The organism is Aeromicrobium sp. P2_G6 (assembly GCF_056403535.1).
In genome coordinates, this window is sequence record NZ_JBFUFH010000003.1 from 379,661 (window position 1) to 397,745 (window position 18,085).

Consider the following 18,085-nt stretch of genomic DNA (forward strand, 5'->3'; position numbering starts at 1 on the left):
CCGACGTAAAATGACAGAGTGCCTCGCCCCCGCCGTATCGCTGCCGCCACCTTGATTGGCGGCAGTGCCACGCTGTCGGGGTTCTACGGATTCCTGGTCGGCGAGGCGATGCTCGCCCGCCGCGCGATCGGCACGACCGACGAGCGACCGCCGTCCCCCGACGGCATCTATGGCGACGACCTGCCGGGCCGTACGATTCGCGTCCTCGTGCTGGGCGACTCCGCCGCCGTCGGCTACGGCGTCACCCGCGCGGATGCCACGCCGTCCGCGATGATCGGCGTCGGCCTCGCGCACGTCATGGACGCGCCCGTCGAGGTGCAGTGCCGCGCTGTCGTCGGCGCCCAGACTGCCGACCTCATGGGTCAGATCGACCTCGATCCCGACTGGCACCCCGACGTCGCGGTCATCGTGGTCGGCACCAACGATGTGACGCACAACGTGACACCTCGTGCATCCGCTCGTCTGATCAGCACGGTCGTGCGGCGGCTCGTCGCCGAGGACTGCGACGTCATCGTCGGCACGTGCCCCGACCTGGGCACGGTGCAGCCGATCATGCAGCCGTTGCGCACCGTCGCCCGGCGGCTGAGTCGTGCGCTCGCCCGCAAGCAGACCATCGCCGTCGTGGAGGCCGGTGGTCGCGCGGTGTCGCTCGGAGACCTTCTCGGCACCCTGTTCGCCGAGAAGCGCGACGTCATGTTCGGCGCCGATCACTTCCACCCGTCGGAGACCGGATACGCCAACATGGTGTCCGTGCTGATCCCGGCCATCACGGCGTCGTTGCGGCAGAAGCAGACCTCGTACGCCTACGCCGGCCAGACGCGGGACCTCCTCTCGGTCGCCGACGCGGCCGCCGTGTCGGTCGACAACCCCGGCACCCAGGTCGCGCCCGATGCGGGTCCCGGCGGACGGTTCGCCTCGGTCCTGCGCCGCCGCCGCGCCTCCTGATCACCCAGCTCGCGGGTTGAGGTGCGAAGGCCGCCCGCGGCCGTAGCCTCGAAACCACCAAACGACGAACGGCCGACCCCCGGAGGGATCGGCCGTTCGTGTGTCCAGCGCTACAAGGTCAGTCGCCCTTGAGGATCGCGAGGATGCGGAGCAACTCGATGTAGAGCCACACGATCGTGACGGTGAGGCCGAACGCCGCACGCCAGGACTCATGCTCGGGAAGACCCGCCTCGATGCCGCGCTCGACGTAGTCGAAGTCGAGGATCAGCATGAACACCGCGATGATGACGCCGATGAAGCTGGAGATGAGTCCCATCGGGCCGAAACCATTGAAGCCGAAGCTCGAACCGAACAAGCTGAGCACGAAGTCGAGCAGGGACACCGCCACGAAGCCGAACATCGAGGCGATGACAACCTTGCGGAACCGGTCGTTGACCTGGATGTTGAGGATCTTGTAGGCCGCGAGCGTGCCGGCGAACGCCGCCATCGTGCCAAGCACCGCGCCGAAGACGATCGACGGATCTCCGCCGACGTACGTCGAGACGATCTTGGAGAAGGCGCCGACAAACAGGCCTTCGACCGCCGCGTAGGCGAGCACGAGCGCCGGGCTGACGTTCCTCTTGAACGAGTTGACCATCGACAGCGCGAAACCGCCGAGGCCACCGACCAAGGTCAGCATGTAGGCCGTCTGCAGCGCGGAATCGTCGGCCGGGTTGGCGCTGTCGCCGAGGTTGCCAACCATGACCCATGCGACCGCAGCCGTGGCCACGAGCACGCCAAGCGTGATCGCTGTCTTCTCGACGACCGTGTCGATCGTCATGCGGCCGGTGCCGCGCTCGGTGTGCGTGGGCGACCCGTTGAGGTCGATCTGCCACTGGGACGGGTCGTTGTACGTCTGCGTGCCCTTGCCGTTGAACTCGGCGCTGCGGGCGAAGACGGGATTGCTGCTCTGCATGATTCCCTCCGTGGGATGGCTCCGAGATGGAGTCGTTGTCCTTCACCCTATCCAACGTTGCAGACACCCCGTTTGATCCCGAGTCAGTCGTTGGACTTGGCAACCTTCTCAGGCGTGAACAGGCCGGGGACCTTGATGAACGGGGCCTCGGGCGGCTGCGGCGTGGCCGAGGGATCGATCGACGGCTCGCCGGTCTCGGCGTCAGCCACGGTCGCAATGAGTGACAGCGGAAAGACGTTCGCGACGGAAGCCCCGGTCTCGATCTTCACAGGAGCGAATGTCAGCCCATCGGGATTGGCGATGCACTCGCTGCCGTCGCCACACTCGTCGCGGAAGGGGTCGAGGTGAGCGACCATCGGCCGCCCGTCCTGGTCGAACAGCTGCACGTTGTTCAAGGGCTTGCCCGCGGCGTCGTACGCGAAGATGTTCGTCACCGATCGGCCCTCGAGGGTGATTCCCCTCGAGTCGCCGGCCTCCGGATAGGGCTCGGCGTAGTAGTCGCCGCCACCGCCATCCCATGAGCTCGCGGCCGCCATGACCGGAAGCAGCACGACGACCGCCACGACGTTGCCGATCGCGATGAGGGCCGGCACTCCGGAGCCGTGCCACTTGCCGCGACCCCACTGCACGCTGACCACGACGAACGCGGCGAACACGAGCCACCACGTGCCGGCCAGGCCGTAGCCGCGCTCGTTGCCGAAGAACGCGCCGACCAGCCAGGCCGCCAGCCACGCGCGGGTGATCCACCAGACCGGGCGCAGTGAGACGAGGAACTCGGCCACGCTTGCGAGCGTGGGGTTGCGGCGGATCGCGATCGCGATGTCGCCGCGCGTGTCCTTCCATCCCTGCGCAAGGCCGGAGAACATCCCGGCCTTGGCCTTGGTGCGCATCGGCAGCCCGGCAGCCGCCCGCAGCTCGGTCGCGTATGCCGCAGGATCGGGCAGCTCGCGCTGCAGGTCCTCGGCATACGCCTCGGCGAGGTCGGCCTCGAGACCTTCGGTCAGGTCGTCGACCTCCTCGGCGGGCAGGTCGGCCAGCGCGGCACGGACTCCTTGCGCGAACTCGACGATCTCGGGCGTGACGGTGGACGTGGTCATGCTGCCTCCCCTGTATGGGACGAACTGGTGAGCAGGTTGTTCATGGTGGTGGAGAACTCGGTCCAGACCTTGCGCTGGAGATCGAGCATGGCCCTCCCCTGGGCGTTGATGCCGTAGTACTTGCGGTGCGGCCCTTCCTCCGACGGCACGACGTACGACGTGAGGGCACCCGCGGTGTAGAGCCGGCGCAGCGTTCCGTAGACGGAGGCATCTCCGACTTCCTCGAGGCCTGCGGCGCGCAGCCTGCGCACGACGTCATAGCCATATCCGTCCTCGTCCTCGACGACCGCGAGGACCGCGACGTCGAGCACGCCCTTGAGCAGCTGGGTTGCATCCATGGATGGGACAGTACCACGCAATACGCACTACCGCGCGTGACGCACCTCGGACCGGCGAGTCGGCAGGGGCCCGGTTCAGGAGATGCGGTGCGTCCCGGCGTACGCGTTGAAGCCGCCGTCGCGGCTGAAGCCCAGCAGCGTCAGCCCGGCCGACTCGGCATGCTCCACCGCGAGCGATGACGGCGCCGACACCGCCGCGAGAACCGGTATGCCGGCCATGTGTGCCTTCTGGACCAGCTCGAAGGATGCCCGGCCCGAGACCTGCAGAACCGTGCCGGCCAGGGGCAGTCGGCCTTCCCGGAGCGCCCATCCGACGACCTTGTCGACGGCGTTGTGCCGGCCGACGTCCTCGCGCAGGCACAGCAACGCGCCCGACGCGTCGAAGAGCCCGGCGGCGTGCACTCCCCCGGTGCGGTCGAACACCTTCTGGCCTTCGCGCAACCGTTCGGGCAACGAGGCCAGGAGCGCGTGATCCCAGCTCGTCGTGTCGTCGAGGTGGCCGAAGTGCGCGGCCTTGTGCACGGCGTCGATCGAGGCGGTGCCGCAGATGCCGCACGAGCTCGACGTGTAGACGTGTCGTTCCAGCGAGACATCCAGCGGCGGCGTGTCGGCGCTCAGCTCGGCGTCGACGACGTTGAACGTCTGCAGACCGTTGTCGTCAGTGCCTGCGCAGAACCGCATCGAGACGAGCTGGTCGGCAGACCAGATGACACCCTCCGACACCAGGAACCCGGCGACGAGATCGAAGTCGTCGCCCGGCGAGCGCATCGTCACCGACAGCGACGTGCCGCCGACCCGGATCTCGAGTGGCTCCTCCACCGCCAGCGCGTCCTCACGGACCGTCGACGAACCATCCGGCGCGAACCGGGTGACCTTCGTACGTCTCGTCAGCCGGCCGGCCATCTAGTCTTCGGCCTCCTCGACCCGTTCGCACAGCGCGGTGGCCGTCTCGATCGCGTCACGCAGGTCTGACTCCGAGCCACCCGCCATCCCGGCAGCGAGGCCGGCCAGGAATGTCGTGAGCGGCGCGGCTGGACGTACGACGGCGTGCGCGGCGACGGCAGCCAGGTCGAGCACCGACTCGGTGTCGAGGTCCAGCTCCTTGATGCCGAGCTCGGCAGCGACCGTGACGACCCAGTCGTCGAGCGTGATGTCAGCCATCGGGGTTCCCTTCTGCGAGCGCTTTCTCCTGATCGTGCCACGTGTCGATGTCGAGCGCTGCACGTGTGGGGATCGGGATCTCCATGAGCTCCAACGGCACCAGCAGCGCGCGGACCGCGAGGTCGACGAGTGTCGCCTGGGCGGCGATCGAGGCCCTCAGCGCGGACGCGTCGAGCACGCTCATGAGGTACTGGCGACGACCGTCGGCATCGATCGCGATGACCCCGTCGCCCGATGCCTCGTCGAGCAGCAGGTCGACGGCATCGGAGAGGAAGGGGTGGTCGCAACCGACCAGGAAGACGTACGGGGCGTGGACCTCGGCCATCGCCGCTCCGATGGCGGCAGCCGGCCCGGAGAATCGGGGCTCCTCCCGTACGACGATGGTGCCCTCGGGCACCGGTCCCGGGTCACCCGCGACGATGATGCGGCCCGCACCCGCGACGGCGCGCAGCGTGCGCGCGATCAGCGTCTCGCCCTCGAACTCGAGCGCCGCCTTGTCGACGCCGCCGAGCCGCGAGCCACGACCGCCGGCGAGCACGATCGCGTCCCAGTCGGCTGCTTGCGGCATGTCAGCCGCGGACGTCGTGGAGGTGGTGGGCAATGTCGTGCAGGTAGTACTGCGTCAGGGTGGCGATCGTGAACTCCGAGCCGTCGCTGCGGAATCCGGTGCGATCCCAGGCGTCGTCGGGGATGGAGTGCAGAATCTCGATCATGCCCTCGCCGGCGTCGACGAGCTGCGCGGCGACGGTCGCGGGGTCCTGCGACGCGTAGTCGTCGGCGATAGCGGTCTCGTCCTGGTCCCAGTTGGGGAACCGCGGCGCGTCCTGCTCGAGCATGAGCCGGATCCGGAGGCCGAACAACGTGTGGACGTCGCGGACGTGGCACGCGTACTCCGTCGGTGACCAGGTGTCAGGAGCCGGCCGCTCGCGCGCATCAGGGCGCTCCAGCACGGCTGACCAGCGCGGCAGCTCAGCCTGCACGCGATGTGCGACCTCGGTCGGCGGCACGTCTCCGGCAGCCAGGCCGCACTCGGGGCATGGCTTTTCGAGCACCCAGGTCCAGTCCTTGGTGTCAGGTTCGATGTCCACGCGTCTACGCTAGCGCGAGTGGAGCCCACGCCGTACCGAACCGAGCCGGTCTCGTTCACCCGACGCGGTGGCCGCCTGACCGAGCGGCAGCAGTCGGCCTGGGACGCGTTGTCCGAGGCGTACGTGCTGGACGTCCCGCGGCACGGCCCGAGCACGTCGGTCGACCCGTCGTACGTGCTGGACACCCGCGAGGTGTTCGGGCGCACCGCTCCGCTGGTCGTCGAGATCGGCAGCGGTCGCGGCGAGGCGCTCGTCCAGGCAGCCGCGGATCATCCTGAGCTCGACTTCCTGGGACTCGAGGTCTATGTGCCGGGTGTCGCCCAGACGCTCGTCACGATCAGACACATCGGTGTCACGAACGTACGCCTGCTCGTCGTCAACGCGGCCGAGGCGCTGACCACGATGCTGCCGCCCCAGTCCGTCCGTGAGCTGCGCGTGTGGTTCCCCGACCCGTGGCACAAGAAGCGACACCACAAGCGGCGGCTGGTCACGCCGGAGTTCGCCCGGCTCGCCGCCCGCGTGCTCGAACCCGGCGGGATGTGGCGGCTCGCGACCGACTGGGAGGACTACGCCGAGCAGATCCGCGCCGTCGTCACCGAGTCACCCGACTTCGACGGCGGTGAATGGGGCCCGCGGTTCGAGGGCCGGCCGCAGACCCGGTTCGAGGGCAAGGGCCTGGGCGTGGGGCGGACGATCCGGGACGTCACGGCCGTGCGGCGACCCACCATAGGATGAGGGCATGACCGAGACGACCAACGCCGAGAAGCTCCGCATCGGCGACGGGTTCCTCGTCTGGATCATCGGACAGAGCGTCGAGGAGACCTCGTTGCTCGACCCGATGCCCGAGGGCGCCGAGACGATCGAGGAGCGCGACGAGGACGACCCGGAGAACGTCGACGCCGCGATCATGATCACCGACAACCGTGCAGCGCTGACGGACGACTTCGACGAGGTGCTGCCCCAGCTCGGCTCGATCCCGATCGTGTGGATCACCTATCCGCTCAACGGTCACTCCGACCTCGACGAGGCCACGCTGCAGGACCTGATCGGCGACTACGGCTGGAGGGCCGTCGAGAGCATCGCCCTCGACGAGACCTGGGCCGCGATGCGCATCCTCCAGAGCTGAGCTCTCGCTATCCGCTGGTTGAGGTGCGGAGGCCGCCCGCGGCCGAAGCCTCGAAACCAAATGTGGTCTCGATACCCCGCTCGCTGAGCGAGCTTGCTACTCGACCGGCGAGTTCTTGCGCAGGCGGGTGATCCAGATCCCGGGCGGGACCTCCTCGTCGCCCTCGATGCGGAAGCCGTGCTTGGCGTAGAGCGAGACGGCAGGCGTGTTGGCGCGCCCCGTGGCCACCAGGATCTCGCGGCCTGAAGCCCGGTCGAGGACCTGGCCGAGCAGCGCGCTGGCGATGCCGCGGCGCATCACCGACGGGCTGACCATGACCTTCTCGATCTCGACCCGGTCGTTTGACTCCCACCACGCGATCGCGCCGACCAGGTCGACGCCGTCCCACGCGGTGAGCCAGCGGCCCCGCCAGGCGGTCAGCCGAACCTCGTCCTCCTGCAGCGGTGGGATCCGGTCGTCGCCGATCAGCTCGGCCTCCATCGCGTACGACGTCTTCTGCAGCTGCAACAACGCCACCGCGAAGTAGGGGTCGCAGGCCGGATCAGGTGACGAGAAGATCATGCCGGTCCGCCGAGCGCCGCGAGACCCGCCTCGGCAAGCCGGCCCCATTCCTCCGACTCGCCGGCCGGTACGGCCACCCAGTCCTTGAACGGCCGGCCCTTGCCCGACGGGTCGAACAGCGAAGCGCCGTCGAGGTCGAGCGCTGCCCCGTGGGCTGCGCTCCCGGCGCCGAGCTTGACCGCCAGGTGCCCACCCTTGAGACACGCAAAGGCCGTGCCGTCGAACGTCAGCGAGCGAGCGCCGAACAGCGCCCCCGGCAGGACGCCACGAGGCGCCAGGTCATCGACGATCTCGTCGAATCGGGCTTCTGCGTCCATCCTCACCTCGCTGCGCGTCAGCCTAGTCCGATGCGTCGGTCCACGGCGCGAGCTCGAGGCGTTTTCCGGTGCGGCCGTCCCCGGACGAGCGGCCGGTCAGGCGTCGCCCGATCCATGGACCCGCGAAGCCGGCCCACCAACGCAGCTCTCCGACCACGCGCTCCACTGAGCCCAGCGGCAACCCGTTGGCCAGTGGCTCGTCCCACGGAGACGACGTCGGCAGTCCGAGCGTGTGCAGCATCCCCAGCGCGAACCGGCTGTGGCCCACCGGCGAAAGGTGGAGCCGATCGCTGCTCCACGCTTCGGCAAGACCGAAAACCTGGCGCGGAGGGAGCGGTGCGAGCAGGGCTCCTCGTCGAGCGGCCACCTCGGTCAGCGTGCTGTTGAGCGCGTCGACGCGACCCTTGAGCCGGGCCCCGATCGGCAGGAGCCCGGTCATGTCCGGCATCGGGACCAGGATCGTGACGATGTCCTTGTCCGCCAGCTGATGAGCCATGTCATCGAGGGCAACCCCCACCGCGTCGATGTCGACGTTGACCCGCATGAGGTCGTTCATGCCGGCCGTGATGGTGACCAGGTCAGGTCGCGCGGCGAGCGCAGCGGGCAGCTGCGAATCGCGCACCTGAGCGGCCTTCTGCCCGCGAACCGCGAGGTTCGCGTACTCAATCGGGTGACCGGCGTGGTCCGTGAGGTGCTGTGCGAGCCGGTCGGCCCAACCGCGCGGAACATCTCCCGGCCACGGCGTGTCACCGAGGCCCTCGGTGAGGCTGTCGCCGATCGCGACATAGCGGCTGAACATCACAGGTCTCCTGGTGACTTCGACTTACCAGCGGGGGTGGATGGCCTCGCGCAGATACCGGTCATAGATGTCGTGCACCGTGGCATCGAATCCGTCGGGGAGCGCCACGTCGGCGGCCTCGGCGTTGGAGCGCGACTGGTTGACGTTGCGGGCACCCGGGATCGCGGCGGTGACGCCGTCCTGCGCGAGGATCCACGCAATCGCCGCCTGCGCCGGTCGTACGCCGTCGGGCACGGCCGCCGCGAACTCCTGCGCAGCACGTACGCCGGTCTCGAAGTCGACACCCGAGAACGTCTCGCCCACGTCGAACGACTCACCCGAGCGGTTGTAGGTGCGGTGGTCGTCCGGCGCGAACGTCGTGCTGGTCGTGTAGCGACCGGACAGCAGACCGGAGGCGAGCGGGACCCGGGCGATGATGCCGACGCCGGCCTCCTTGGCCGCCGGCAGCACCTCGTCGAGCGGCTTGAGCCGGAACGCGTTGAAGATGATCTGCACGCTTGCGACATGGGGCCGGGCGATCGCGGTCAACGCCTCGTCGACGGTCTCGACGCTGACGCCGTACGCCGACATGACACCCTCCTGCACCAAGAGGTCGAGGGCATCGAAGACCTCGTCGCTCGAGAACACCGGCGTCGGCGGGCAGTGCAGCTGAACCAGGTCGAGCGTGTCCACGCCGAGGTTCGTCCGGGAGCGATCGGTCCACGCGCGGAAGTTGTCGAGCGTGAAGTGCACGGGGTCCTGCTCGGCCCGGCGGCCCATCTTGGTGGCCACGAAGACATCGAGATCGGGCCTGCCGCGCAGGTACTCACCGATCAGCTTCTCGCTGTGACCGTCGCCGTAGACATCCGCAGTGTCGAAGAATGTGACTCCCGCGTCCGTCGCGGTGTCGAGCACCGCCATCGCGTCCTCGTGGCTGACGTCGCCCCAGTCGGCGCCGAGCTGCCACGTCCCGAGCCCGACGACCGAGACCTCACGTCCTGTCCGACCCAGCGTCCGTGTGTCCATCCGCGCTCCCCTTGGTCTCGTCGGCCGGTCTCGCCGACACTCTCTCGACGGCCACCCTAGATGTCAGCGCCGCACCTCTCTTGCCGCGGGGTCAGCGCAACGAATCATTCGGCAGGATGGGCGCCAGGAACGCGCCTACTGGAGCGGCATTGCCTGGCCGTCGAGCTTCGGCGCAGGCGTGATTCCCATGGCCCTGAGGACGGTCGGCATGATGTCGACCGATCTGATGGGTGCGCTGTTGTCCCTCGATGAGACGCCCGCCCCGTAGAAGGCGATCGGGATGTTCTGGGCGTCGTACTGCGCGCCACCGTGGTCGCCCGCGACTCCGGCCGTCGTGTTGTCGCGCAGAAGTCCGATGACGTCGGCTCCATAGCGCGCCGCCGAGGTGTTGACGATCTCCTGACCGTGCGCCTTGAACCACGTCCATTCCGCCGCCGTGAGCTTGTCGCGGTTCAGGTGGGAGACGAGGCGATATTGGCTGCCGTCCCGGTAGTAGGTGGCGAGAACGCCCCTCATGCCCTCGACGATGTGGCTGGCTTCGAGTTGTTTGGTGCGCGAGTTGTCCTTGAGCCAGATGCGGATCGCAGAGTCCTGGAAGCTGACGCCGATGTTGTCGGTGTTGACCAGCGGTTTGATCCAGTCCGAAGGATCCAGGTAGTCGAGGACGGGGGTGTCGGCGTAGTACCAGTTGTAATAGCCGCGCGGATCGGCAGGAAATCCTGCCGCGGTGTCCTCGGTGTTGCCCAGGAACGTGCGCGCCGACAACTGACCGTGGTCGGCTGTGAGGACGACCATCGTGTCCTTGAGCTGATCGCGGTCCTTGAGCGATTGGATGATGCGGCCGACCTGCTCATCGGCGACCTTGGCGGCATGTGCAAGGTGAGTCGTTGGATCGCCGTTGGCGAACGCTTCGGCGCCTGGATCGTCGACACCGCCCCACATGTGTGCCGCCTTGTCGACGCCCGGGAGGGTCACGAACACACCGCTCCAGTCCTCGTTCTTCATGATGTCCATGGCAGCGTCGGCGGCCCACACGTCGCCACCTTGGTGAGCCGTGTCATGGCCGACCGTGTAGCGATTGCCGTCCAGTGGATACATCCGGGCGGGCTGGTTGTCGGTGTCATAAACGTTCGACTTCTTGCCGTCCACGAAGTAGCGACCGCACGAGGGTGCACTGATGTAGGCGGGGACGTTCACACCGCCGGGCGCACGGTAGTTGGCGCCAGTTCCATCGCAGTCCACCTTGGAACCGAATGTCACGGTGATGTCGGACGTCGAGCCACCGAAGGCCCATGCGGCATAGGTCTTGGGGCTCACGGTTGCGACCAGCTTGCCTGGAAAGTTCTCGTGCAGGTAGTCCTGCAGCTTCTTGTTGCCGGCGTGGTTCTGCAGCGCGTAGAGCTGGTCCCTGCTCAGGTCGCCCGGAAGGTAGAAGTCATTGGACGGATCGTTGTCCTTCGGGGCAAGCACGCCGTCGACATCGCGGTAGCCCTCGTCGGTCCAGCCCATGTTCTTCGGCAGCTTGCCGCTGGTGATGACGTTGTGGGTCACGACGGTTTCGGAGCCCATGTGACCGAGATAGGAGTTCTTGAAGTTCGTCCCTCCGCGCATGAGGGACTCGATGTTGTTCATCTCGTACTTCTCGACCAGATCCTTGCGCAGAGCGTCCACGACGATGATGACGACCCGCTTGGGCTTCTGCGAGACCGGAAGGTCGCGGGCCGCCGACGAACCCGCTGACGGGCTGGCGTCCGCCGCCAGCGGAGCCATCAGGGCACCGAGGCCGAGCGCGGCCCCAGCAGCAGCGGTGATCAAGCGATTCCGTGAGAGGTGACGTGATCCCATGCCGATTCCTTTGGTCAGGAAAGCTGCGCTGAACGGACGTGGTGAAACTCAAGGCCACACTTTGTTGCGTTATACACAACTCGTTGCGCATAGCGCCGCTTGGCGATTCCCGGAAGTATGGGGTGAGCCCCGCAACGTGTCAAGAGAGCCCGTCGCGCGAAACGTGACTCAGAGGCGCCAGGGACGAGACTCCAGATCCGGGCCCCGCGACTCTTGTCGCAGGGTGCGTGCACCGGTACGCTGAAGGTCCTTGGTGCGTATCACGAAATGAGTTGCTTAATGCGCAACGCAGCAACGAAGACCGAAATGCGTCGGCTCCTCACGAACGCCCGCTATGAGGTGCTGCCCACCGCGACGATCGAGGAGAAGATCGTCGCCTCGGTCCCGCCGGGTCACACGTTCACGGTGACCGCGTCGATCGGCAAGGGCCTGCCCGCGACTCTCGACCTCGCGGAGCGGCTCGTCGGGCACGGCTATCGCGCCGTCCCCCACCTCGCGGCCCGGATGATCAGCGGGCGCGCCGAGCTCGAGGAGATAGTGGCGCGACTCCTCGAGAGCGGGATCGACAGCGTCTTCGTGCCGGCCGGCGATGCCGATCCTGCCGCTGGTTCGTACGCCGGATCGGTCGACCTGCTGCGCGATCTCAGCGACATGGGCCGGCCCTTCGCCCACGTCGGTGTGACGGGCTACCCGGAGTCGCACCCGACCATCAATGACGACATCACGGTGCAGGCGATGTGGGACAAGCGCGAGCACGCCACGAGCCTGGTGAGCAACCTGTGCTTCGACCCGGCCGTGGTCAGCACGTGGATCAAGCGGGTCAGGTCGCGTGGCGCCGTCACGCCGCTGCTGATCGGCCTGCCCGGGCCCGTCGAGCGCACCAAGCTGCTGTCGATGGCGACGAAGATCGGCGTGAGCGAGTCGGCGCGCTTCCTGGCCAAGAACAAGTCCGTCTTCGCGCGGATCGCCACGCCGGGCGGCTACAGCCCCGAGCGCTTCATCGAGCGGATCTCGCCCACGACCCGCGAGCCCGAGTCGCACGTCGAGGGCCTGCATCTCTTCACGTTCAACCAGGTGGCCGAGACCCACGCCTGGCGCGAGGGGCTGCTGTCAGTGCTCGACTCGCACTCCGCAGCCAAGCACTAGAGGCGATCACGCAGCCAGGCGAAGTCTGCCTGGTGCTCCGCCGGGCCACCTGGCGTCTCGCAGATCACCGGCGCGCCGGCCGAGCGTATGACGCCCGCGAGCTCGTCGGCGTCGAGCTCGCCGTTGCCGAAGTTGGTGTGCCGGTCGGCGCCGGATCCGAACGCGTCGCGACTGTCGTTGGCGTGCACCAGGTCGATCCGACCGGTGATCGAACGGATCTGGTCGACCGCGTCGGCAAGGGGAATGCCGCTGGCCCAGGCGTGACAGGTGTCGAGGCAGAAACCGACGTGCTCGGCACCACCAGCTTTGGAGATCGCCTCCCACACACCCTCGATGCGGTCGAGGTGGCGGGTCATCGCGTTGTCACCGCCTGCGGTGTTCTCGATCAGGACGGGCAGCTTGAGATCGGTCGCCTCCACCGCCTTGCGCCAGTTGTCGAACCCCGTCGCCGGGTCATCGCCCTTGTTGACGTGGCCGCCGTGGACGATCAGGCCCTTGGCGCCGATCTCGGCGGCCGCGTCGACGTGCTGCTGGAGGAGCTTGCGGCTCGGGATGCGGATGCGGTTGTTGGTCGTCGCGACGTTGACGATGTAGGGAGCATGGACGTAGAGGTCGACCCCGGCTGCCTCTGCGTCGGCGCGCAGACCGGCGGCTCCCCCGCGATAGCGCACCTCCGGCCCCTTGTAGCCCTGGGGATCGCCGAGGAAGAACTGCACGAGCGTCGTGTCACGGGCCTTCGCCTCGGCGATCGGATCGTCCTGGGCGACATGTGCTCCGATGGAGATCGTCATAACACTCAGTCTAGGAACCGGCTACGACAGCCACAGGCTAGAGGGCGAGCAGCTCGCGCATCGAGTCGTCCAGGCCCTGCAGGCCGACGTCGACCACCGTGAGCGGCAGGCCGAGCACGGCGGCCGCGTCCTCGGCGAGGGCCCGAACCTCGTCGTCGGGGTCCTGCGCGAGCCACACCACGCGGGTGTAGTGCTGGAAGTAGTCGTCGCGCAGCTCGGGATAGCGATCCAGCCCGAGCTCCTGGACGACCGTGCGGCGAAATGACTTCACCAGGAAGTCGGTGAGCACGTACGTCCCGGGCTGCTGCTCGAACATCGAGCGCATGCGGTCCGCTCCCCCGTAGACGTCGTAGCAGTGCAGGCCTTCGAGCCGTCGCACGCCGTGTCGGGTGCACACCTCGTCGAGCGCGCCGTACGTCCCACAGTCGGCGTACGCGATCGCGACGGTCTCGTACCTGCCGCTCAGGGCCACGACCAGCGGCTCGACCTCGCCGGCGATCTGCTCGGGATGGTTGTGCAGCAGCGGAGGCAGCGGGTGGATGTCGACGTCCCACCCGTGCCGTGCCACGACCTCGGAGATGGGCTGCGCGATGGCCCCACACGCGATGACCGCGAAGCGTGCCCTATCCGGGGAAGGCGAGGAGGTCGACGAACCGGTCGTTGAAGTCCTTGCGGTCGGAGAGCTCGACATAGGCCACCTCCTTCAGCAGCGCCTCGGCACCGGCGCGCTCGGCCTGGCTCAGCAGCGTCATCTTGGCGCCCTCACCGGCGACGTTGCCGGCACTGACGATGCGCAGCACCGGGAGCTTGGGCACGAGGCCGATCCGGATGGCGCTCGCCGGGGACAGGTAGGACCCGAACGAACCGGCGAGCAGGACCTGCTGCACGTCGTCCTCGGTCACGCCCATCTCCTCGAGGAGCAACGTCCAGCCGGTCGAGATGGCGGCCTTGGCGAACTGCAGCTCGCGCACGTCGCGCTGGGAGATGTAGGTCGACTTGCTGACGTCACCCTCGACGCCGGCCCAGTGCAGGACGAAGATGCGTTCCTCGCCGATCTTGGTCAGGCGGCTGGCCAGCTTGGGCAGGAGCTCCTGCGCGGCTTCCTCGCTGATGAAGCGACCGCTGTGATCGAGCAGTCCAGCACGTACGAGCTCCGACACCGCGTCGACGAGGCCCGAACCGCACAGACCGATCGGCTCGACATCACCGATGACCTGCAGGACGACATCGTCCTCGGTCAAGCCCACGACCTCGATGGCGCCATCGGCCGCGCGCATGCCGCAGCGGATCTGACCGCCCTCGAACGCCGGACCGGCCGGCGCCGCTGTGGAGAGCAGCCGGTCGCCGTCACCCAGGACGATCTCGCAGTTGGTGCCGACGTCGATGAACAGCCGGAGCCGCTTGTCGCGGTCCATGCCCGAGGCCAGCGTGCCGGCCACGATGTCGCCTCCGACGTAGGCGCCGAGCGACGGCAGTACGTACGCCGGCGCCGCCGGGTGGATGGGGACACCGAGATCGGCGGCACTCACGGTCGGGGTGAGACGGGAGCTCAGGATGAACGGTGCGACGCCGATCGGCTCGGGGTCGATGCCCAGCAGCAGCGCGACCATCGTCGCGTTGCCGGCGAGCGCCATCTCGTAGATCTGGGTCGGCTCGATGCCGGCCTCGGCGCAGACGTTCTCGGTCAGCTCGGCCAGGGTGTCCTTCGCGAGCTCGGTGAGCCGCGGCAGGGTGTCGGGATCCATCATCGTCGCGCTGATCCGCGTGATGACGTCACCGCCGAACGGTTGCTGCTTGTTGAGCATCGAGGCGACGGCGACGGGCGTGCCGATCGAGGTGTCGAGCAGGGTCGCCACGACGGTCGTCGTGCCGAGGTCGAACGCGAGCGCGTGGTGGGTCTCGGTCGTGTCGCCGGGCTCGACGTCGATCAGCAGCTCGTCGACGATGACGGCCGTGACCTTCCAGCCCGCGGCGCGGATGACCGACGGAATACGGCGCAGGGCGTGCAGGTCGACCTTGAGCTCCAGGTCGTCGATCGCGGCCAGCAGCCTTTCGACGTCCGGCACCTGGTCGTGCAGCGACGGCTCGGCCAGCTCGACGTAACGCTTCATGATGGYCGGACGCAGGATGACCTGCCGCCCGACGCCGACCGTGGCGGCCTTGGGCCGGGTCGTCAGCGGCGGGATCTCGATCTTGAGGTCGGTGTGCACCGAGGCCAGGCACGCGAGGCGCCAGCCGTCGTCAAGCTCATCGGGCCGGAACGCGCGCTGGTCCATCGGCGACACCGGGATCGTGCCATCCAGGATCTTGACCTTGCACTTCTTGCACGTGCCGTGGCCGCCACAGGTCGAGTCGATCGCGATGCCGTTCCAGCTCGCGGCGTCGAAGACCGACACCGCCGGCGGCACCCGTACCTCGCGCTCGGCAGGGGTGAAGCTGAGCTTGAGCCGGCCCGTCCCGTCCCACTCGGGATTGGCCGCATACTCGGCTTCTGCGTCGACGTGAATCGCCCGTGAACGGCGCGGCTGATCGGTCATCAGGCTGTTGCAGCCTCCTGGGCCGCCTTCTCGGCAGCTTGCTTCGCACGGAAGTCACCGATCCAGGCCATGCCCCACTCGTCATTGCCCATCACGACGTCGGCGGCCTTGACCGCCGTGACCATGCGCGGGCTGCGGGCGTCCATGATCGCGGAGGTCAGCCCGGCTGCGATCGCCATCGGCAGGAAGGACGCGCCGAGATCGTCGCGGCCCGGCATGCCGAACGAGTTGTTGCCTGCACCGCAGGTCGTGTTGATGCCCCAGCGCTCGCGGATGCCGGACACCGTCTGGAAGAACGACCGACCGACCTGTGGGTCGGCACCGATCGGCATCGCGAGGGGATCGATGATGATGTCCTCGAGCGCGATGCCGTACTCCTTCGTGGCGACGCGGACGATCTTCTCGACCAGCTCGAGCCGCTTCTCGGGCTCCATCGGGATCTCGTCGTGGTCGTTGGGCAGCGCGATGACGGCGGCGTTGTACTTCTTGACCAGCGGCAGGATCGCTTCCATGCGGTCGTCCTCGGCCGTGATCGAGTTGACGAGCGCGCGGCCCTCGTATGCCGCCAGGCCGACCTCGAGCGCCTCGACGACGGAGGAGTCGATGCAGATCGGCAGGTCTGTGCGGCTCTGGACGAGCTTGATCGCGCGGCCGAGGAGCTCCGGCTCGTCGGTCAGCGGCACACCCATGTTGACGTCGAGCACCATCGCTCCGCCGGCCACCTGCGCATCGACGTCGCGCTCGATCGCCGACATGTCACCGGCGCGCAGCTGCTCCTGGAAGATGCGTCGTCCGGTCGGGTTGATGCGCTCTCCGATGATGCAGAACTTCTGGTCGTGACCGAGCACGACTTCCTTGCTGGCCGAGCGGATGATCGTGTGCACTGAGACTCCTGGGTTGCTGGGGGTGGGAACTAGACGCCGACGGCGGCTTCGCGGCGCCGCATGATGAGGTCCTTGGCCTTCTTGACCGTCGCCGAGGCGTCGGGCGCATAGGCGTCGGCGCCGACCGCGTCGGCGTACTCCTGCGTGACCGGCGCGCCGCCGACCATGACGATGACCTGGTCGCGCATGCCGGCCTTCTCGAGCGCGTTGATGTTGGCCTTGAACATCGGCATGGTCGTGGTGAGGAACGCCGACATGCCGACGATGTCCGGCTTGTGCTCGTTGATGGCCTCGATGAACTTCTCCGGCGGCACCTGCACGCCGAGATCGATGACATGGAAGCCGGCACCCTCGAGCATGATGTTGACGAGGTTCTTGCCGATGTCGTGCACGTCGCCCTTGACGGTGCCCATGAGGAACGTGCCGACGGTCTCGGCGCCGGTCTCCGCGAGCAGTGGCCGCAGCACGTCGAGCGCCCCGCTCATGGCCCGGCCGGCGATCAGCATCTCGGGAACAAAGAAGTCTCCCCGCTCGAAGCGCGCACCGACCTCCTCGAGGGATGGGATCAACGCGTCGAACAGCAGCGTCTCGGGGCCCATGTCCATCTCGATGCCGAGCTTGGTGAGCTCGAGGACACGGGGGGCATTGCCGACGAGCGTCTCGTCGTAGAGCCCTTGCAGGACTTCTTCAGGAGTCATTGCGGGATTCCTTTCGTATGCGACGGGCGAGCAGTCGGGTCAGCTGTTGTGACTCGGCGACCAGGAGGTCGCCGATGCTGGTGAGGGAGTCCTCGATCCGGAATGCAGGACCGGAGACTCCCAGTGCGGCCAACACGTGGCCGTCGGCGCCGAAGACGGGCGTGGCGATGCCGTCCAGCCCCTCCTCGAGCTCGCCACGGGTGACGGCGAAGCCGCGCTCGCGTACGAGGTCGAGCTCTGCCTTGAACGCGGCCGGGGCCGTGATGGTCGCCTCGGTGCGCTTCTCGAGGTCGCGCTTGGGCAGTGGGAGTGCGCCATAGGCGTACATGACCTTGCCGAGCGCCGAGCAGTGCGGCGGAACGTCGATGCCGACCCAGTTCATCGCGCCGATCATGAACGTGGTGTCGATCTGGGCCACCTGCACGACCGTGTCGCCGCGGGCCACCGCGAGGTTGACCGTCTCTCCGGTGGCTTCGGCGAGGCGGTCGAGATTGGGCTGCGACGCAGCGACGAGCGCCTCGACGCGGTCGAACCTGCTGGCGTAGTGCGCGAACAGGGCGCCTCCGCGGAAGGCGCCGTCGCGATCACGCTCGAGCAGACCGTTGCGCTCGAGTCCCTGCAGCAGCCGTGACGCTGTCGAGCGGGCGAGGCCGGTCTGGCCGACGATCGCTGTGTAGGAGATGGGCTCCTCGGCGCGCACGACCAACGACAGCAGCTCGGCTGCTCGATCGAGGGACTGGGTGCCGTTGCTCATCGATCCACGCTTTCTCAGCTCGGCGGAAATTGGGGCGG

At 67.9% G+C, this 18,085-nt stretch carries 22 protein-coding genes; 4 read left to right on the forward strand and 18 right to left on the reverse strand.

All coding sequences use genetic code 11. The features are described 5' to 3' along the window. The first annotated feature begins 18 nt into the window (after positions 1 to 18). Entirely contained in the window at positions 19 to 945 is a 927-nt protein-coding gene (locus AC1DVU_RS12795) for an SGNH/GDSL hydrolase family protein (protein WP_476922822.1), read from the forward strand. A 118-nt stretch (positions 946 to 1,063) separates the two neighbouring features. Here the strand turns inward: AC1DVU_RS12795 and AC1DVU_RS12800 are convergent, their stop codons facing one another. The 7 genes from AC1DVU_RS12800 to AC1DVU_RS12830 form a co-directional block, all read right to left on the reverse strand. After that, complete coding sequence (locus AC1DVU_RS12800) at positions 1,064 to 1,900, reverse strand: Bax inhibitor-1/YccA family protein (RefSeq protein WP_476922823.1); 837 nt, start codon at positions 1,898 to 1,900, stop codon at positions 1,064 to 1,066. 83 nt (positions 1,901 to 1,983) lie between these two features. Beyond that, positions 1,984 to 2,997, reverse strand: a complete 1,014-nt coding sequence (locus tag AC1DVU_RS12805; RefSeq protein ID WP_476922824.1) for a hypothetical protein — start codon at positions 2,995 to 2,997, stop codon at positions 1,984 to 1,986. Then, positions 2,994 to 3,335 (reverse strand): PadR family transcriptional regulator, encoded by a 342-nt coding sequence (locus AC1DVU_RS12810; protein ID WP_476922825.1) that lies wholly within the window; start codon positions 3,333 to 3,335, stop codon positions 2,994 to 2,996. Before AC1DVU_RS12810 ends, AC1DVU_RS12805 begins: the two co-directional genes overlap by 4 nt. A gap of 75 nt (positions 3,336 to 3,410) precedes the next feature. Then, positions 3,411 to 4,238 carry a formate dehydrogenase accessory sulfurtransferase FdhD gene (fdhD, locus tag AC1DVU_RS12815; protein WP_476922826.1) on the reverse strand — a complete coding sequence of 276 codons (828 nt, stop codon included), beginning with the start codon at positions 4,236 to 4,238 and terminating at the stop codon, positions 3,411 to 3,413. Continuing rightward, a complete protein-coding gene (locus AC1DVU_RS12820) occupies positions 4,239 to 4,496 on the reverse strand; it encodes a DUF6457 domain-containing protein (protein WP_476922827.1) in 258 nt (85 codons plus the stop codon). Beyond that, entirely contained in the window at positions 4,489 to 5,064 is a 576-nt protein-coding gene (gene mobA / locus AC1DVU_RS12825; protein WP_476922828.1) for a molybdenum cofactor guanylyltransferase, read from the reverse strand. Before mobA ends, AC1DVU_RS12820 begins: the two co-directional genes overlap by 8 nt. Position 5,065: 1 nt before the next feature. Beyond that, entirely contained in the window at positions 5,066 to 5,584 is a 519-nt protein-coding gene (locus AC1DVU_RS12830) for a DinB family protein (RefSeq protein ID WP_476922829.1), read from the reverse strand. Between the two features lie 18 nt (positions 5,585 to 5,602). Between AC1DVU_RS12830 and trmB the strand changes: the two genes are divergently transcribed. Next, positions 5,603 to 6,319, forward strand: coding sequence for a tRNA (guanosine(46)-N7)-methyltransferase TrmB (gene trmB, locus AC1DVU_RS12835; RefSeq protein ID WP_476922830.1), 717 nt, complete (start codon positions 5,603 to 5,605; stop codon positions 6,317 to 6,319). Positions 6,320 to 6,323: 4 nt separating this feature from the next. Next, positions 6,324 to 6,710 carry a hypothetical protein gene (locus tag AC1DVU_RS12840; protein WP_476922831.1) on the forward strand — a complete coding sequence of 129 codons (387 nt, stop codon included), beginning with the start codon at positions 6,324 to 6,326 and terminating at the stop codon, positions 6,708 to 6,710. Between the two features lie 96 nt (positions 6,711 to 6,806). Here AC1DVU_RS12840 and AC1DVU_RS12845 read toward each other — a convergent pair whose 3' ends face one another. The 5 genes from AC1DVU_RS12845 to AC1DVU_RS12865 all read right to left on the reverse strand — a co-directional run bounded on the left by AC1DVU_RS12845 (position 6,807) and on the right by AC1DVU_RS12865 (position 11,237). After that, positions 6,807 to 7,271, reverse strand: coding sequence for a GNAT family N-acetyltransferase (locus AC1DVU_RS12845; protein ID WP_476922832.1), 465 nt, complete (start codon positions 7,269 to 7,271; stop codon positions 6,807 to 6,809). After that, positions 7,268 to 7,588, reverse strand: coding sequence for a hypothetical protein (locus AC1DVU_RS12850; RefSeq protein ID WP_476922833.1), 321 nt, complete (start codon positions 7,586 to 7,588; stop codon positions 7,268 to 7,270). The genes AC1DVU_RS12845 and AC1DVU_RS12850 overlap by 4 nt, the downstream gene beginning before the upstream one ends. Before the next feature lie 22 nt (positions 7,589 to 7,610). Beyond that, positions 7,611 to 8,387 (reverse strand): SGNH/GDSL hydrolase family protein, encoded by a 777-nt coding sequence (locus AC1DVU_RS12855; protein ID WP_476922834.1) that lies wholly within the window; start codon positions 8,385 to 8,387, stop codon positions 7,611 to 7,613. A gap of 24 nt (positions 8,388 to 8,411) precedes the next feature. Then, complete coding sequence (locus AC1DVU_RS12860; RefSeq protein ID WP_476922835.1) at positions 8,412 to 9,392, reverse strand: aldo/keto reductase; 981 nt, start codon at positions 9,390 to 9,392, stop codon at positions 8,412 to 8,414. Positions 9,393 to 9,527: 135 nt separating this feature from the next. After that, the gene (locus AC1DVU_RS12865; protein WP_476922836.1) at positions 9,528 to 11,237 is read right to left on the reverse strand and encodes an alkaline phosphatase family protein; all 1,710 of its coding nucleotides are present in this window, start codon (positions 11,235 to 11,237) and stop codon (positions 9,528 to 9,530) included. 279 nt (positions 11,238 to 11,516) lie between these two features. Here AC1DVU_RS12865 and AC1DVU_RS12870 point away from each other — a divergent pair, with 279 nt between their 5' ends. After that, the gene (locus tag AC1DVU_RS12870) at positions 11,517 to 12,383 is read left to right on the forward strand and encodes a methylenetetrahydrofolate reductase (RefSeq protein WP_476922837.1); all 867 of its coding nucleotides are present in this window, start codon (positions 11,517 to 11,519) and stop codon (positions 12,381 to 12,383) included. Here the strand turns inward: AC1DVU_RS12870 and AC1DVU_RS12875 are convergent. The 6 genes from AC1DVU_RS12875 to AC1DVU_RS12900 are packed head-to-tail and all read right to left on the reverse strand — an operon-like array spanning position 12,380 to position 18,047. Then, positions 12,380 to 13,174 carry a deoxyribonuclease IV gene (locus AC1DVU_RS12875; protein ID WP_476922838.1) on the reverse strand — a complete coding sequence of 265 codons (795 nt, stop codon included), beginning with the start codon at positions 13,172 to 13,174 and terminating at the stop codon, positions 12,380 to 12,382. The genes AC1DVU_RS12870 and AC1DVU_RS12875 overlap by 4 nt on opposite strands. A gap of 37 nt (positions 13,175 to 13,211) precedes the next feature. Further along, the gene (locus tag AC1DVU_RS12880; protein WP_476922839.1) at positions 13,212 to 13,742 is read right to left on the reverse strand and encodes a DUF1638 domain-containing protein; all 531 of its coding nucleotides are present in this window, start codon (positions 13,740 to 13,742) and stop codon (positions 13,212 to 13,214) included. Positions 13,743 to 13,797: 55 nt separating this feature from the next. Continuing rightward, a complete protein-coding gene (locus tag AC1DVU_RS12885) occupies positions 13,798 to 15,711 on the reverse strand; it encodes an ASKHA domain-containing protein (protein ID WP_476922840.1) in 1,914 nt (637 codons plus the stop codon). Beyond that, entirely contained in the window at positions 15,711 to 16,595 is an 885-nt protein-coding gene (locus AC1DVU_RS12890; protein ID WP_476922841.1) for a dihydropteroate synthase, read from the reverse strand. Before AC1DVU_RS12890 ends, AC1DVU_RS12885 begins: the two co-directional genes overlap by 1 nt. Before the next feature lie 29 nt (positions 16,596 to 16,624). Continuing rightward, positions 16,625 to 17,293 carry a corrinoid protein gene (locus AC1DVU_RS12895; RefSeq protein WP_476922842.1) on the reverse strand — a complete coding sequence of 223 codons (669 nt, stop codon included), beginning with the start codon at positions 17,291 to 17,293 and terminating at the stop codon, positions 16,625 to 16,627. After that, positions 17,283 to 18,047, reverse strand: a complete 765-nt coding sequence (locus tag AC1DVU_RS12900; protein ID WP_476922843.1) for an IclR family transcriptional regulator — start codon at positions 18,045 to 18,047, stop codon at positions 17,283 to 17,285. The genes AC1DVU_RS12895 and AC1DVU_RS12900 overlap by 11 nt, the downstream gene beginning before the upstream one ends. Positions 18,048 to 18,085: the final 38 nt, after the last annotated feature.

Coding starts and splice junctions, on each gene's coding strand:
- AC1DVU_RS12860 (WP_476922835.1), bottom strand. CDS start 9,392: ATGGACACACGGACGCTGGGTCGGACAGGACGTGAGGTCTCGGTCGTC.
- AC1DVU_RS12805 (WP_476922824.1), bottom strand. CDS start 2,997: ATGACCACGTCCACCGTCACGCCCGAGATCGTCGAGTTCGCGCAAGGA.
- AC1DVU_RS12850 (WP_476922833.1), bottom strand. CDS start 7,588: ATGGACGCAGAAGCCCGATTCGACGAGATCGTCGATGACCTGGCGCCT.
- mobA (WP_476922828.1), bottom strand. CDS start 5,064: ATGCCGCAAGCAGCCGACTGGGACGCGATCGTGCTCGCCGGCGGTCGT.
- AC1DVU_RS12855 (WP_476922834.1), bottom strand. CDS start 8,387: ATGTTCAGCCGCTATGTCGCGATCGGCGACAGCCTCACCGAGGGCCTC.
- AC1DVU_RS12840 (WP_476922831.1), top strand. CDS start 6,324: ATGACCGAGACGACCAACGCCGAGAAGCTCCGCATCGGCGACGGGTTC.
- AC1DVU_RS12800 (WP_476922823.1), bottom strand. CDS start 1,900: ATGCAGAGCAGCAATCCCGTCTTCGCCCGCAGCGCCGAGTTCAACGGC.
- AC1DVU_RS12845 (WP_476922832.1), bottom strand. CDS start 7,271: ATGATCTTCTCGTCACCTGATCCGGCCTGCGACCCCTACTTCGCGGTG.
- AC1DVU_RS12865 (WP_476922836.1), bottom strand. CDS start 11,237: ATGGGATCACGTCACCTCTCACGGAATCGCTTGATCACCGCTGCTGCT.
- AC1DVU_RS12900 (WP_476922843.1), bottom strand. CDS start 18,047: ATGAGCAACGGCACCCAGTCCCTCGATCGAGCAGCCGAGCTGCTGTCG.
- AC1DVU_RS12820 (WP_476922827.1), bottom strand. CDS start 4,496: ATGGCTGACATCACGCTCGACGACTGGGTCGTCACGGTCGCTGCCGAG.
- AC1DVU_RS12870 (WP_476922837.1), top strand. CDS start 11,517: ATGCGCAACGCAGCAACGAAGACCGAAATGCGTCGGCTCCTCACGAAC.
- fdhD (WP_476922826.1), bottom strand. CDS start 4,238: ATGGCCGGCCGGCTGACGAGACGTACGAAGGTCACCCGGTTCGCGCCG.
- AC1DVU_RS12875 (WP_476922838.1), bottom strand. CDS start 13,174: ATGACGATCTCCATCGGAGCACATGTCGCCCAGGACGATCCGATCGCC.
- AC1DVU_RS12895 (WP_476922842.1), bottom strand. CDS start 17,293: ATGACTCCTGAAGAAGTCCTGCAAGGGCTCTACGACGAGACGCTCGTC.
- AC1DVU_RS12810 (WP_476922825.1), bottom strand. CDS start 3,335: ATGGATGCAACCCAGCTGCTCAAGGGCGTGCTCGACGTCGCGGTCCTC.